At 38.2% G+C, this 15,779-nt stretch carries 15 protein-coding genes and 1 other annotated feature; all 15 genes read left to right on the plus strand.

The window, feature by feature from the left end:
* Positions 1-95: 95 nt before the first annotated feature.
* Positions 96-1,058: an FtsH protease activity modulator HflK gene (gene hflK, locus PI85_RS00730; protein WP_036119524.1), complete on the plus strand. Its 963-nt coding sequence runs from the start codon at positions 96-98 to the stop codon at positions 1,056-1,058.
* Positions 1,058-2,068 (plus strand): protease modulator HflC, encoded by a 1,011-nt coding sequence (gene hflC / locus PI85_RS00735; protein ID WP_036119521.1) that lies wholly within the window; start codon positions 1,058-1,060, stop codon positions 2,066-2,068. The genes hflK and hflC overlap by 1 nt, the downstream gene beginning before the upstream one ends.
* Positions 2,069-2,252: 184 nt before the next feature.
* On the plus strand, positions 2,253-2,669 hold the full coding sequence (locus PI85_RS00740) for a DNA polymerase I (protein ID WP_225316117.1): 417 nt from the start codon (positions 2,253-2,255) through the stop codon (positions 2,667-2,669).
* A 437-nt stretch (positions 2,670-3,106) separates the two neighbouring features.
* Positions 3,107-5,734 carry a DNA polymerase I gene (gene polA / locus PI85_RS00745; protein WP_036119518.1) on the plus strand — a complete coding sequence of 876 codons (2,628 nt, stop codon included), beginning with the start codon at positions 3,107-3,109 and terminating at the stop codon, positions 5,732-5,734.
* 12 nt (positions 5,735-5,746) lie between these two features.
* Positions 5,747-6,619 carry a bifunctional DNA-formamidopyrimidine glycosylase/DNA-(apurinic or apyrimidinic site) lyase gene (gene mutM / locus PI85_RS00750; protein ID WP_036119515.1) on the plus strand — a complete coding sequence of 291 codons (873 nt, stop codon included), beginning with the start codon at positions 5,747-5,749 and terminating at the stop codon, positions 6,617-6,619.
* Between the two features lie 13 nt (positions 6,620-6,632).
* Entirely contained in the window at positions 6,633-7,226 is a 594-nt protein-coding gene (gene coaE, locus PI85_RS00755; protein WP_036119512.1) for a dephospho-CoA kinase, read from the plus strand.
* A gap of 204 nt (positions 7,227-7,430) precedes the next feature.
* On the plus strand, positions 7,431-8,453 hold the full coding sequence (locus PI85_RS00760) for a glyceraldehyde-3-phosphate dehydrogenase (RefSeq protein ID WP_008176871.1): 1,023 nt from the start codon (positions 7,431-7,433) through the stop codon (positions 8,451-8,453).
* A 181-nt stretch (positions 8,454-8,634) separates the two neighbouring features.
* Positions 8,635-9,105: a transcriptional regulator NrdR gene (gene nrdR / locus PI85_RS00765; protein WP_008176873.1), complete on the plus strand. Its 471-nt coding sequence runs from the start codon at positions 8,635-8,637 to the stop codon at positions 9,103-9,105.
* Between the two features lie 16 nt (positions 9,106-9,121).
* Positions 9,122-10,486, plus strand: a complete 1,365-nt coding sequence (locus tag PI85_RS00770; RefSeq protein WP_036119509.1) for a replication initiation and membrane attachment family protein — start codon at positions 9,122-9,124, stop codon at positions 10,484-10,486.
* 27 nt (positions 10,487-10,513) lie between these two features.
* A complete protein-coding gene (gene dnaI, locus PI85_RS00775) occupies positions 10,514-11,443 on the plus strand; it encodes a primosomal protein DnaI (protein ID WP_225316173.1) in 930 nt (309 codons plus the stop codon).
* 428 nt (positions 11,444-11,871) lie between these two features.
* Entirely contained in the window at positions 11,872-13,803 is a 1,932-nt protein-coding gene (gene thrS / locus PI85_RS00780) for a threonine--tRNA ligase (RefSeq protein ID WP_036119505.1), read from the plus strand.
* A gap of 170 nt (positions 13,804-13,973) precedes the next feature.
* Positions 13,974-14,122, plus strand: a sequence feature (ribosomal protein L20 leader region).
* Between the two features lie 95 nt (positions 14,123-14,217).
* On the plus strand, positions 14,218-14,721 hold the full coding sequence (gene infC, locus PI85_RS00785; RefSeq protein WP_025114499.1) for a translation initiation factor IF-3: 504 nt from the start codon (positions 14,218-14,220) through the stop codon (positions 14,719-14,721).
* Between the two features lie 31 nt (positions 14,722-14,752).
* Positions 14,753-14,953 carry a 50S ribosomal protein L35 gene (rpmI, locus tag PI85_RS00790; RefSeq protein ID WP_004226312.1) on the plus strand — a complete coding sequence of 67 codons (201 nt, stop codon included), beginning with the start codon at positions 14,753-14,755 and terminating at the stop codon, positions 14,951-14,953.
* Between the two features lie 55 nt (positions 14,954-15,008).
* Complete coding sequence (gene rplT / locus PI85_RS00795; protein ID WP_004226314.1) at positions 15,009-15,368, plus strand: 50S ribosomal protein L20; 360 nt, start codon at positions 15,009-15,011, stop codon at positions 15,366-15,368.
* A 133-nt stretch (positions 15,369-15,501) separates the two neighbouring features.
* Positions 15,502-15,765 carry a DUF1294 domain-containing protein gene (locus PI85_RS00800; RefSeq protein ID WP_025114501.1) on the plus strand — a complete coding sequence of 88 codons (264 nt, stop codon included), beginning with the start codon at positions 15,502-15,504 and terminating at the stop codon, positions 15,763-15,765.
* The last annotated feature ends 14 nt before the right edge of the window (positions 15,766-15,779 follow it).

Raw genomic sequence — 15,779 nt, forward strand, 5'->3', positions numbered from 1 at the left:
TAGCAGGATTTTTTTATGCTAAATTCACTATATTTTGAAACTTTTTATAAAACTCTTCCGTAAACAATAGTAATCAATAAAAGGGAGGAACAGACATGAGTGTGAAAAGGACACTAATGATGGTTGGACTTGGGATTTTTGGAGTTATTGCACTTATTACCGTATTTACATCCTGGTACACAGTAGATGAATCAGAACAAGCGGTTGTCATTACATTTGGACGTGCCGATGAAATGGTTACAAACCCAGGACTTCATTTTAAATTACCTTGGCCAGTTCAATCAGTTGAAATTTTATCGAAGGAAACGTTCAGTTTACAGTTTGGCTATAAGCAAAATAAGGCAGGAGAGCTAGAAGCCTATGATGCTGAGACAAAGATGATTACAGGAGATGAATATATTGTATTAACTGATCTTGTTGTACAATGGAAAATTACCGACCCTCGTAAATTTTTATTTAACGCACAAAGCCCCGAAGAAATTTTACATAGCGCCACATCAAGCGCCATTCGTTCGATTATTGGTAGCTCTACCATTGATGCAGCATTAACAGATGGGAAGGCTGAAATTGAAGCAAAAACACGTGATTTGCTAGTGTCCTTAATCGAAAAATATGATATTGGTATTGGCGTATTAGGCGTGAAGTTACAAGACGTTGAATTACCAAACAAGGAAGTGCGTGCTGCTTTCACAGCAGTAACGGATGCACGTGAAACAAAGAATACAAAAACGAATGAAGCACAAAAGTATATGAATCAGCGTAAAAGTGAAGCTGAAGGCGAAAAAGATGCTATTATTTCCAAGGCACAAGGTGCAAAAACAGCACGTATCGAGCAAGCTCAAGGTGATGTAGCTGTCTTTAATAAGATGTATGAGCAATATAAAGGAAATCAACAAATTACACGAGAGCGATTAATTTTAGAAACACTTGAAAATGTCTTACCGAAGGCGCAAATATACATTATGAATGATGATGGCAGTACGATGAAGTACTTACCACTACAGCCATTACAGCCTCAGCAGGCACAATCAGATAAAAAGGAAGGGAGCAGTAATTAATGGACCAAAAAAATAAGGACCTTGACAAATTCCTCAATTTTTTATCAGGAAAAAGCAAAAAAGCGGCTCCAGCAGACAGTGATACGGGAGACAATGTCGTGAAAATGAAGAAAAAAGGCCCGCTCAACCCTAAAAAATATCTGTCTATTGTCATCACATTAACAGTTGTTTTTGCTGCAGCTATCATTATTTTTGCGAATGTTTATATTGTAAAGGAATCTGAATATGCCGTGGTTCGCCAGTTTGGAGAAGTAGTGAAATTTGAACGAGATCCGGGCTTAAAAATAAAAATACCTTTTATACAAAGTGTTACACGACTGCCAAAAAATCAGATGACCTATAATATTTCAGAGGAAGAAATTAATACAAAGGATAAAAAAAGAATTATCATCGATAACTATGCTGTTTGGCGTATTACAGATCCAAAAGCTCTAATATCCAATGCAGGTACACTTAGTAAGGCAGAGACTCGAATGGAGGAGTTTATTTACTCCGTCATAAGAACAGAGCTTGGCCAACTGCGATACGATGAGATTATTAATGATGAAAAATCTTCACGAGGAAGCATCAACGATCGTGTAACAGAGCGAGTTAATGAACTGTTACAAAATGACAAGTATGGTGTAGAAGTAGTGGATGTACGTATTCGTCGTACAGACTTACCAGCAGAAAATGAACAGTCTGTATTTACCCGCATGATTTCAGAGCGTGAATCAACGGCTCAATTATATCTTTCAGAAGGGGATGCAGATAAACGACGTATCGAAGCCCAAACGGACCAACAAGTGCAGGAAATGTTAGCTACAGCGAATAAGGAGGCATCCATTATTCAAGCTGAGGGAGAAGCAGAAGCTGCGAAAATATACAACAAATCATTCTCTCAAGATCCTGAATTTTACTCTTTATACCGTACGTTAGAATCCTATAAGAAAACGGTTGGAGAGGATACGGTCATTATTTTGCCAGCATCATCACCTTATGCAAAAATTTTATCTGGTTATTTAAAATAATAGATAGCAAAGTCGTCTTCCCTATTAGGGAGGCGACTTTTTGTTATTATAAAAATTATAAATATCCCTACAATTGACTTGTTATATTGTGAAAATAATAGAAACATACAAATTTCTATTCCCCAACTGCCTATAATTTGATAGAATGATAATGTTTAAAAAAGAACTGTTGGGGGTAATAGCTGTGAAATTGCGAATTAGCACTTGGCTCCAAAATGTTGGAATTGCTTGTAGTATAGCATCGTTATTGACTCTGTTCTTCCGCCTATCTGATTTTGCATGGATGACAAAGAGTGTTTATCATATACCTGTATTTTTTGTCAGTATCTTTTTAGTTAGTATTATTATTGCAAATGATGTAAGAAATCTGTTTAAAAGGTTGTTTTGGTATGAAAAACGTAAGGTCAAGCGTCCTATATGGCAAGTCGGTATTGGCTTCATTTTCTTTTTAGCTCAAATTAGTGCTGTAATGGTATTTAGTAAAGAGTTAACACAGCCACAACTGGGTGGAATGCCATTATTTTTAGTATTTGCCTTTATGAATGCCTTTATCTTAACGATTATATATGAAGAAATTTTTCATCGAACAGCCAATCAGTAATATCTATAATAGAACTTTCATTCACTGGGACTTTCTCTGTGAATGGGAGTTTTTTTACGTTTTTATGCGTTGAATACGAGGAATCCTATACTATCGAGGCGAACAAGTTACTAATTACATTAAATGAGGCAATAATATACACTGATCCTGTGACAGGAGAAACCTCATTACCTGCTGTTATGGATTTTCACAATAAAAGGTTCACATTCGCTATAGGTTGAAATGCAATAGTGATGGATAGCATGTTAAAAGTAATAGATAAAACAAAGAAAGTGCCGGATAGCAAGCCCAAAGTGGCGGATAAAACCAGAAGAGTGACGGATAGCGAGTCAAAAGTAGCGGATAACCTTAGGGAGGACCTGTCTGCTTTTTTTACTTGAAATGTATTGTTATGATAAAGTAGAAGGAAGTAGAAGACAACGCAGGAGGATAATATTATGACAAAGGAAAAATTACTATTATTGGACGGTAATAGTTTAGCATATCGCGCGTTTTTTGCGTTGCCATTGTTGACGAATGATAGTGGAATTCATACTAATGCTGTGTACGGCTTTACAACGATGCTACAAAGAATATTAGAGGAAGAGCAACCAACGCAAATGTTAGTGGCTTTTGATGCTGGAAAAACAACTTTCCGCCATGAAACCTTTACAGAATATAAAGGTGGACGACAAAAGACGCCACCAGAATTATCGGAGCAATTCCCTTATATACGCAAGCTAATTGATGCTTATGGAATTAAACAATATGAACAAGATCTATATGAAGCGGATGATATTATTGGGACGCTGGCAAAAGAGGCTTCATCACAGGATATGGATGTTATCATCGTATCTGGAGACCGCGATTTAACACAGCTTGCGACAGAGCAAGTAACGGTTTATATTACGAAAAAAGGGATTACGGAAATTGAGAGAAACACGCCAGCCTTTATTGCCGAAAAGTACGGTTTAACGCCCCTACAAATTATTGATATGAAGGGCTTAATGGGGGATTCTTCAGATAATATTCCTGGTGTGCCAGGTGTTGGCGAAAAGACGGCTGTCAAACTATTAAAAGAGCATGGCTCCGTTGAGGCACTTTACGAGGCGATGGATACATTGAAAGCTTCTAAGATGAAAGAAAAGCTCGTAGCGAATGAAGAGCAGGCTAAGATGAGTAAGAAGCTGGCAACGATTTTTACAGATGCCCCAATTACCATTTCACTAACTGATCTCGCGTACCATGGACCGAATGAAGAAGAATTGATCAATGTATGGCGTGAGCTCGGCTTTAAATCACTGCTCGAGAAAAGTGATTTTACTGTGCAGGAGCAAGAGCAAGCACCTTTTGATTTTGAACAAATTCAAGAAGTACGACAAGAAGACTTACAAGATGTGATGGCTGTACATGTTGAGCTAGAGAATGAACATTACCACACTTGTGCGCTACTTGGAATGGCCCTATCTGATGGGACCAAGACTCAATACATTCCTTTTGACATTGTGGCAAAATCAGATATTCTTCGCCGCTGGTTAGAGGACTCCTCAAAAATAAAATATATGTCTGATTCCAAAGCATCTCAAGCAGCATTAAAACGAGCAGGTATTCAATTAGCTGGCGTTGACTTTGATTTAGTGCTTGCTTCATATATTAATAATCCTGGACTTAGTGGGGATGATGTTGCCACTCTTGCAAGGGAGCTTGGGTATTATGATGTACAAGCTGATGAAACGGTCTATGGCAAGGGAGCCAAACGTGCTATACCTGAAATAGATAAGCTTGCACAGCATGTTAGCCGAAAAGCTTATGCTGTCTGGTCATTACAGCCGAAGCTAGAAGCATTATTAAAGGAAAATGAACAATTTGATCTTTATAAAGACTTGGAATTGCCACTGGCAGCCATTTTAGGTGAGATGGAAAGTGAAGGCATTACCGTTAACCGTGCTACGCTCGAAAAAATGGGCCAAGAGCTTAATGAAAAGCTTGTTGTGCTTGAACAAGAAATTTATGCGGTGGCAGGAGAAACGTTTAATATTAATTCACCAAAACAATTAGGTGTTATTTTATTCGATAAATTAGGTTTACCTGTTATTAAAAAAACGAAGACGGGCTATTCAACGGCTGCTGATGTATTAGAGAAGTTAAAATCCGAGCATGCCATTATTGAATATATTCTGTTATATCGTCAGCTTGGTAAATTACAGTCTACTTATATTGAAGGGTTGCTAAAGGAAATCCATGAAAAGGATAGCAAGGTGCATACTCGTTTCCAACAAGCCTTAACCGCTACAGGACGACTAAGCTCAACAGATCCAAATTTACAAAACATCCCTATCCGTTTAGAGGAGGGACGTAAAATCCGTCAAGCATTTGTCCCTTCAAATGAGGATTGGATACTGTTTTCGGCGGACTATTCTCAAATCGAATTACGTGTACTCGCACATATGTCGGAGGATAAAAACCTTGTAGAGGCCTTCCGTGAAGGAATGGATGTTCATACACGAACAGCGATGGATGTATTCCATGTATCCGAAGAGGAAGTTGATAGTAATATGCGTCGTGCAGCGAAGGCTGTTAACTTTGGGATTGTTTATGGTATCAGTGATTATGGTCTATCACAAAATTTAGATATTACCCGTAAGGAAGCGGCAACGTTTATTGAGAAATATTTCGCTAGTTTCCCAGGTGTTAAACAGTATATGGATGATATTGTGCAAAATGCGAAGTTCAATGGCTATGTTACAACAATTTTAAATAGACGTCGTTATTTACCAGATATTACGAGCTCAAACTTTAATTTAAGAAGCTTTGCAGAGCGTACGGCGATGAATACCCCAATTCAGGGAAGTGCTGCGGATATTATTAAAAAAGCGATGATTGATATGGATGCTCGACTAAAAAAGGAAAATATGCAGGCAAAGCTACTTTTACAAGTGCATGATGAGTTAATCTTTGAAGCACCTAAGGAAGAGATTGCATTGCTAGAAAAAATTGTGCCAGAGGTAATGGAAAATGCAATCGAGCTTTCCGTACCGCTTAAAGTAGATTTTAACCATGGTTCGACATGGTATGAAGCAAAATAAGGAGGGGTTCAAATGCCTGAATTACCAGAGGTAGAAGGTGTCGTCCAGGCATTGAAGCCAAAGGTTGAAGGACGTACAATTCAACATGTAAAGCTATCTGAAAGGGTACACTTTTCTTTTAGTGAGGGGAAACAATGTATTGTTAAGCAAGCAGAGCCTGATGCATTTGAATTAACGTTGTCTGAAATGACGATTACAAAAATTGAACGACGTGCGAAATATATTTTCTTTCACTTATTGAAAGATGAGGTTCCTTATGTACTTGTTAGTCACTTAGGAATGACAGGTGCATGGTTTGTTGTGAATTCACCAGAAGACATCGATGAAGCAAAATTCCAAAAGCATATCCATGCTACATTTAAGATGGCTGATGGTGGTTACTTAATTTATTCAGATATACGACGCTTTGGTGAACTTCGATTTCTGACAAAAATTGAAGATCATGTACCATTAACAAAAATGGCGCCAGAGCCGTTTGATGAATTAGCGTGTGATTTTTTTATAACAAAATCAACATTATCGAAATATGCGAATAAAGCAGTAAAAGAAGTGATTATGGATGGGCAAGTCGTTTCGGGCTGTGGCAATATTTATGCAACGGAGGCGCTGTTTGCTCAAAAAATTCATCCTGCACGAAAAATGAATCGTATAAGTGAGAAGCGTAAACGAGCACTATTTGAGGAGATCGTTGCTGTTTTGCGTCAAAGTATTGAAGCGGGTGGTTCAACCATCTCTGATTATCGAAATATTAATGGGGAAGCTGGGAGCATGCAGAATCGTTTGAAAATGTATGGGAAAAAGATATGCCCAACATGTGAAACGGCAACAAGTCAGATGACGATTGGTGGGCGAACATCGGTTTTTTGTCCAAATTGTCAACATTAAAGGGGATTTAACAATGATTATCGGACTTACAGGAAGTATTGCAAGCGGAAAAAGTACAGTAGCAAAAATGATGCTCGAACTAGGATTACCGATTGTTGATGCAGATATTGTAGCGCGAGATGTCGTCGAGCCAGGAACGGAGACACTGGCATTTATTGCAGAAAACTTCGGCCAAGATATTTTACTAGAGGATGGCAATTTAAATCGGACAATGCTCGGAGATATTATTTTTCATGAGCCTGCCAAACGCAAAATTTTAAATGATATTATGCATCCGGCCATTAGAAAGGAAATGCTACGACAACGTGATGCCTACTTAGAGGGTGGCCATGAGCATGTTGTCATGGATATTCCCCTGTTATTTGAAAGTAAGCTTCAGCATTTTGTAGAGCGTATTATTGTAGTGTCGGTAAGTGAAGAGGTTCAGCTTCGACGCTTAATGGAACGCAATCATTTATCAAAAGAGGATGCCTTAGCACGCATGCACTCACAGTTGCCTATGTCTGTCAAAGAAAAGGGAGCTCATGCGGTCATTTATAATAATGAGAATCTGGAAAATACAGAGGAACAATTAAAGAAAATTCTAGCTTTCTGGGATGTAATTTAAAGTGTTTCGAGCTAAAAGTGTGTAGTAAGTAAATCTTGCTACACATTTTTTTATGGGCAAATGCCATAATAAAAGATAATTTTTCAGAAAATAAGAACTTTTATAATATGACTATTTAATGTTCATCTTTTTTAAAATTGTGTTATACTAATCACCATAAAGTATATAATTAATCTGAGTATGTACTCACAGGAGGATTTTTAAATGACAGTATCAATTGCTATTAATGGTTTCGGACGTATCGGACGTATGGTTTTCCGCCAAGCGATCGTACAAGAAAATTTAAATATTGTTGCTATTAACGCTAGCTATCCAGCAGAAACGTTAGCACATTTGATTAAGTATGACACAAATCACGGAACATTTGAAGGTACAGTAGAACCAGCAGGCGATGCTTTAGTTGTAAATGGCAAACGTGTTCAAATTATTAGCGAACGTGATCCATTAAAATTACCTTGGGCTACAATGGGTGTTGATATCGTTATCGAAGCTACAGGTAAATTTAATGAACGTGACAAAGCAGCAATGCACTTAGAAGCTGGCGCGAAAAAAGTTATCTTAACAGCACCTGGTAAAAACGAAGATGTAACAATTGTTTTAGGTGTGAATGATGACAAACTTGATATTGCTAAACATGATGTAATTTCAAACGCTTCTTGTACAACAAACTGCTTAGCACCAGTAGCAAAAGTATTAAATGATACATTTGGTATTGAAAATGGCTTAATGACAACTGTTCATGCTTATACAAACGATCAAAAGAACTTAGATAATCCACATAAAGATTTACGTCGTGCACGTGGGTGTGCACAATCAATTATTCCTACATCTACAGGCGCTGCCAAAGCATTAAAATTAGTTCTACCTGAGTTAGAAGGTAAAATTCATGGTATGGCACTTCGCGTTCCAACACCAAATGTTTCTTTAGTTGACCTTGTAGTAGATTTAAATACAGATGTAACAGTTGATGCTGTTAATGCAGCATTCGTAAAAGCTGCAACAGAAGGTCCAATGAAAGGCATTTTAAATTTCTCAGTTGAACCACTAGTATCTTCTGATTACAACACAACGACTTACTCATCAACAGTTGATGGGCTTTCCACAATGGTATTAGGTAACCGTAAGGTGAAAGTACTTGCTTGGTATGACAATGAGTGGGGTTACTCTGCACGCGTGGTTGACCTAGTGAAAAAAGTGGCTAATGCATTAGAAACGGTAAACGCATAATATATTCATTTTGAGCACATTGAAATCTAACTGGTTTCAATGTGCTTTTTTTAAAAACTTTCCTTGTACTTTAGGTGCTTTAGGTTTATCATGAGCTCACTACGTGAATGCACTTTTCTTATATGTAGGAAATTTGTTATAATAGAAATATTAAATTGTTGTAAACCAGGAGAGTAATTATATGAGATGTCCATCTTGCCAATTTAACGGAACGCGTGTTGTGGATTCGAGGCCAGTAGATGATAATAAAGAAATTCGTAGACGTCGTGAATGTGAGTCATGTGGCTTCCGTTTTACAACGTTTGAAAAAATTGAAGAGACCCCATTAGTTGTAGTGAAAAAAGAAGGTTCACGAGAGGAATTTAGCCGTGAAAAGGTACTTCGTGGACTTATTCGTGCCTGTGAGAAACGCCCAGTTGCGCTTGATATACTGGAGCAACTTGTCCTATCAATTGAAAAAGATCTTCGTCGTATTGGAAATTCAGAAGTACGCTCAGAAGATGTCGGTGAATTGGTAATGGATCGCTTAGCCAAAATTGATGAGGTGGCGTATGTCCGTTTTGCATCGGTCTACCGACAGTTTAAAGATATCAATGTCTTTATCGAGGAGATTAAAGATATTATTCAACGTCAAACGGAGCAGAAATCATAGAAAATAGAGAGGATGAATGACGTTGATTCATTTATTTAAGGAATTGCAGCCTGGCGATCCTTTTGACATTCGTCTACCTCATGCATTTTCTACTCAAGAGCGTCAATTAGTAACATTATTCTATCAACCGTTAACGGGCTCAGACCCTATTAGCCTTTATTTAACTTTATGGGCAGAAGCAGAACAGATACCAAAGCCGCAAATGACACATTATTATTTAATGAATGTGCTCGGACTGCCTATTGGTAAAGTGTTTGAGGCACGTATAGCCCTTGAAGCGATTGGTTTACTACGTACATGGAAAAAAGAAAATGCTGGTGAGCGAAGTTTTTTATATGAGTTACAGCGCCCATTAGATGCGGAAAGCTTTATGAAAGACCCGTTGTTGTCGATGTTTTTATTTAGCAAAATTGGAGAGCAGGCATATCGTAATTTACGGCAACGGTTTATATCCCCTGTGAGGGACGCGGATTTTAAAGATGTATCTCGTGCCTTTATAGATGTCTATAAGCCCGTTCATTCCAATATTCCATCAGATTTACAAGTAGATACGAATCGTAAGGATAAACAACAAAAGGTGTATCCTTTTTATTTGGAGCAATTTGACTTCGATCTGTTGCAAGCAGGTTTATCTGAGCAACTGGTGCCATCCAATTTACTGACATTAGAAGTTCGTGAGGCTATTGCTAAGCTGGCATTTTTATATCACTTAACAGCGCTTGATATGCAAAAAGTAGTGATTCTTGCTTTAGACGATGATTTAGGGATTTCCCAAGAGCGCTTACGCAAGGCAGCTGCTGATTTCTATAAGTTAACGATGTCAAAAGAGCCACCAAAAATAGCGAGAGTTAGCGAGCCATTGCCAGTAGAAGAAACTGGACAAAAATCAAAGGATCAGGAGCTACAACACTATTTAGAGACTACGGCTCCTATTCAAGTGTTGCGTGACATTAATAATGGGAAAGAACCTTTGCAAACCTCTGTACAACTTGCCGAAAGTTTAATTGTGCAGCACGGCATGCCGATTGGGGTAGTCAATGCGTTACTTGAGTATGTTATGTTAACAACGGATATGAAGTTACCTAAAAAATATGTGGAAACAATTGCGGATCATTGGGTTCGTAAAAATATCCAAACGGCTAAAGAAGCAATGGAGCTTGCACGCCAAGAGCATGATAAATATACAACTTGGAAAAATAAACCTCAAACAACCACTAAAACGAGCCAGCGAGCTAAGGGACGTTCAGGACATCAACGAGAAGAAAAAGTCCCCGAGTGGTTTTATAAACGTGATGAGAAACAAGAGGAAAGTACTTCTAGCACGATAGATTTTGAAAAAGAACGTCAAAAAATATTAGAGATGCTAGGGAAAAGTGAATAGTAAAGAAGGTGAGCAACAATCGAACCTATAAATGGACCATTAAAACGAGCTATTAATGTACCCTCGTTTCAAGAACGCTATGAAGCCATGCGACGTGAAATTTTAGAAAATCCACGCGTCCAAGAATTTCTAGCACGTCATGCAGATGAATTAAGCTACGATAATATCGAACGAAATTTACCTAAGCTCCATGAATTTATTAGTCAATCTACGGAATGCTGTGGTTGTGATAACACAGAACATTGTACAAACTATTTAAAAGGCTTCCTTCCTACTTTAAGGGTAGTTCGGAATACAGTTGAAATTGATTATGTACGCTGTGAGCAAAAAATTAGAGAAGAAGAGCGTCGGGATGTCGCGAATATGATTGCTAGTATGCATATGCCTAAAGATGTGCTTCAAGCAACGATTCACGATTTAAGTATTGATGATGAGTCTCGAGTGATGATCGCCCAAAAAGCAGCGCAATTTGTTAAAGCGACAAAAGAATCGGGTCATTTACCATCAAAAGGTTTTTACTTATACGGTAAATTCGGCGTAGGGAAGTCTTTTGTACTTGGTGCACTTGCCAATGAATTAGCGTCTATTAAAATACGTTCAGTTGTTGTCTTCGTGCCAGAATTTTTACGGGAAATGAAAAATGCTATTGGCGATAATACATTGAATGAAAAAATAGACTATATAAAAAAGGCTCCAGTTTTAATGCTCGATGATTTAGGGGCAGAAACAATGACCGCATGGACAAGGGATGAAATTTTAGGGACTATTTTCCATTATCGAATGGCTGAGCAATTGCCAACGTTTATTACATCTAATTTTAATTATGGAGAATTAGAACACCATTTAGCCCAATCGCAAAAAGGTGATATTGAGGTTGTCAAGGCGGGCCGTATAATGGAGCGTATTAAAGCCTTAACAGAGCCAATTGAAATGCGTGGCAATAACCGTAGAATGTAACATTGGTAGTTGCATTTTTCGACAATCGAGCGTATACTGACTCATATACTAAATATCAATATGCATTGATGAGGACATGAATTTTGTGTATCAGCTTCTAGAGAGGGAAGTCAACGGCTGAAAGCTTCCTAGTATGAACGCATCATTTACTACCTACTGAGCAGCGAAAGGGATAATCTTTCGCCGGTCCCTAGCCCGTTAGCTAGCCTTGAGCTTCGTCTGACTTGATAAGTCGGAAGGAAGAAGGGTGGAACCACGAGCATACGCTTCGTCCCTTTCGTGAGGGACGGGGCTTTTTTATTTTGTGGAGAGACCTCGCTCAATTCGAGGTGAAGAGCGCTCATATAAGCAGCCATATCACTTGATTCATTAGTCAACATTTCATCAATCATTATGTATTCAAACAATAACAAAGGAGTGCAACGAATATGTCAGAAATGATTAAATTAACTTTCCCAGATGGCGCTGTAAAGGAATTTGTAAAAGGTACATCAACAGATGACGTAGCCTTATCAATCAGCCCTGGCTTACGAAAAAAAGCTTACGCAGGTAAAATTAATGGTGTATTAGTAGATTTAAAAACACCAATCGAAGAAGATGCTGCCATTGCCATTATCACACAAGATGATGCAGAAGCACTTGAAATTTTACGTCACTCAACAGCCCACTTAACTGCACAGGCAATTAAACGTTTATTTCCTGATGTAAAGCTTGGTATTGGTCCTGTTATCGATGGTGGATTCTACTACGATATTGATTCTCCTACACCGATCACTGCCGAAGATCTACCAGCAATTGAAAAGGAAATGAAAAAAATTATTGCTGAAAATCTAGAGGTAGAACGTAAAAATGTAAGTCGTGCGGAAGCACAAGCAATGTATGAAGAAATTGGCGATGAATATAAACTAGAATTGCTAGAAGCAATCCCTGCAGATGAGCAAGTGTCCATTTATTATCAAGGGGAATTTTTCGATCTTTGCCGTGGTATTCACGTACCATCTACTGGTAAACTTCGCGAATTTAAGCTGTTATCATTAGCAGGTGCCTATTGGAGAGGAAACTCTGATAACAAAATGCTACAACGTATTTATGGTACGGCGTTCTTCAAAAAAGAAGAATTAAAACATCATCTACAAATGTTAGAAGAAGCAAAAGAACGTGATCACCGTAAAATCGGGAAGGAATTAGAGCTATTTACTACTTCTCAAAAGGTCGGCCAAGGTTTACCACTTTGGTTACCAAATGGTGCAACAATTCGTCGTGTTATTGAGCGTTATATCGTCGATAAAGAACTATCTCTTGGATATAAGCATGTTTATACACCTGTATTAGGTTCAAAAGAGCTTTATCAAACTTCAGGTCACTGGGATCATTACCAAGATTCTATTTTCCCACCAATGGAAATGGACAACGAGACATTAATTATGCGTCCAATGAACTGTCCTCACCATATGATGGTTTACAAAAATAGCATGCATTCTTACCGTAGTTTACCATTACGTATTGCAGAGCTTGGTACAATGCACCGCTATGAAATGTCGGGAGCAGTTTCTGGCCTACAGCGTGTACGTGGAATGACTTTAAATGATGCACATATCTTTGTTCGTCCAGACCAAATTAAAGCAGAGTTCCAAAAAGTCGTGCAGTTAATTTTAGAGGTTTATAAAGATTTTGATTTAAATGATTATTCATTCCGTTTATCGTATCGCGACCCTGCAGATACTGAAAAATACTTCAATGATGATGCTATGTGGGAAAAAGCACAGAGCATGTTAAAAGAAGCAATGGATGAGCTTGGCTTAGATTACTTCGAGGCAGAAGGTGAAGCAGCCTTCTATGGCCCTAAACTGGATGTGCAAGTAAAAACAGCAATCGGTAAAGAAGAAACTTTATCAACTGTTCAGCTAGACTTCTTATTACCAGAACGTTTCGATCTAAGTTACGTTGGGGAAGATGGCAAACCACACCGTCCAGTCGTAATTCACCGTGGCGTTGTATCAACAATGGAACGTTTCGTTGCCTTCTTAATTGAAGAGTATAAAGGTGCATTCCCAACTTGGTTAGCTCCAGTGCAAGTAGAAGTCATTCCAGTATCGAATGAAGCGCACTTCGATTATGCAAAACAAATTGAAGAGCAATTAACAGCAGCGGGCTTACGTGTGGAAATGGATGATCGTGAAGAAAAATTAGGCTATAAAATCCGTGAAGCACAAATGAAAAAGATACCGTATATGCTTGTCATTGGTGATAAAGAAGTTGAAGCTAATGGTGTAAATGTTCGCCGTTATGGCTCTAAAGATTCCGAAACAATTAGCTTTGAGAATTTCCTAGCAGCTATAAAAGCGGAAATTACAAAATAATATTTCCTAAAAAATCTCACTTGCATAAGTGAGGTTTTTTGTATAAAATGAATCTTGCTGTTGTATAAATTATTTAAGATTAGGTCAATCTAGGTATGATAAGAAAATTAATATTTGACAGCTTATCATATACATGCTAATATAATTAAGGTTAATGAATACAAAGTTTGTGGTTGAAGTAGAGGCTGCCCGCTTCTCACCTGATACAACGCTTTAAAGGCTGTGAACAGGTATGACACGTTGAATTGTTTTGCGTAGACTTGCGCATGCACATATAGCGGGCGGACATCTTCAAAAATGTCCGTCCTTTTTTTATGGACATGACAAGAGGATGTACCGTTCAACCGGGCAAGGCTTTGCCCAAACCATGTATTCGCGACAACTACTTGGAGGTGGATTACTATTAGCAAAGACATGTATGTAAACGAAGGCATTCGCGCACGTGAACTTCGATTAATCGATCACAATGGTGACCAGCTTGGTGTAAAGACACGTAATGAAGCGCTAGAAATCGCCACTCGTGTAAACTTGGATCTTGTCCTTGTGGCCCCTCAAGCCAAGCCGCCAGTCGCTCGTATCATGGACTATGGTAAATTTAAGTTTGAACAGCAAAAGAAAGACCGTGAAATTCGTAAAAATCAAAAGGTCATCGTAATGAAAGAGGTTCGTCTGAGCCCATCAATCGATGAACATGATTTCCAAACGAAGCTACGTAATGCGATTAAATTCCTTGAAAAAGGCGATAAAGTAAAATGTAGCCTACGTTTCAAAGGTCGTGCGATTACACACAAAGATATTGGTCAACGTGTGTTAGATCGTTTTGCTGAAGCTTGTGCTGAAGTATCAACGGTAGAACAAAAACCGAAGATGGAAGGCCGAAGCATGTTCTTAGTTCTTCAACCAAAGAACGAGAAATAATATTAGACGAACAGTTTAGGAGGAATTCGACATGCCAAAAATGAAAACTCACCGTGGAGCTGCGAAACGTTTCAAAAAAACGGGTTCAGGTAAATTAAAATATGACCGTGCTTATGGAAGCCACTTATTCGCAAACAAATCTACGAAACAAAAACGTCACCTACGTAAAGCAAACATCGTTTCATCAGGTGACTTCAAACGCATCAAATCTCTACTTGTTTACATGAAATAATTGACTACAAAAATACTAACATTCATTTTTTAATGAAAAGCAGGAGGTAATTCATATGCCACGCGTAAAAGGCGGAACAGTGACGCGCAAACGTCGTAAAAAAGTATTAAAATTAGCTAAAGGTTACTACGGTTCAAAACATACATTATATAAAGTTGCTAACCAAGCAGTAATGAAGTCAGGTCAATATGCATACCGTGACCGTCGTCAGAAAAAACGTGATTTCCGTAAATTATGGATCACTCGTATTAACGCAGCTGCTCGTATGAACGGTCTTTCTTACAGCCGTTTAATGCACGGTTTAAAAGTTGCTGGTATCGAAGTTAACCGTAAAATGTTAGCTGACCTTGCTGTAACTGATGCTGCTGCATTCACTCAATTAGCAGACGCTGCTAAAAAAGCTGTAGCTAAATAATATTTGACTCAGTTAAATATTGTTTCTGCACTGAAAGCGGATGCGACAGGTGTAAAAAAAGACTGATGGATTTTTCCATCAGTCTTTTTTGTGTTAGATTAATAATATACGTTTGTTAATAAAGGAGTAGAGAATGGGACAAGCATTATTAGCTTATATGAGTATTATATCGATTGTGTTACTCATTTTAATGGGTATGGATAAATCGCGTGCTAAAAAGCATGAATGGCGTATTGCAGAGCGTACTTTGTTTACACTAGCCATCGTAGGAGGAGCAGTAGGCGGGGTGCTTGGCATGTATTTATTCCGTCATAAAACACGCCATAATAGTTTTGCATTTGGATTTCCTCTACTTGCAGCCATCCAAATTTTTATTATCGTACAGCTTTGGTTATAAATGAAAATATTTTA

Source organism: Lysinibacillus sp. A1, assembly GCF_000801965.1.
Classification (GTDB): domain Bacteria; phylum Bacillota; class Bacilli; order Bacillales_A; family Planococcaceae; genus Lysinibacillus; species Lysinibacillus fusiformis.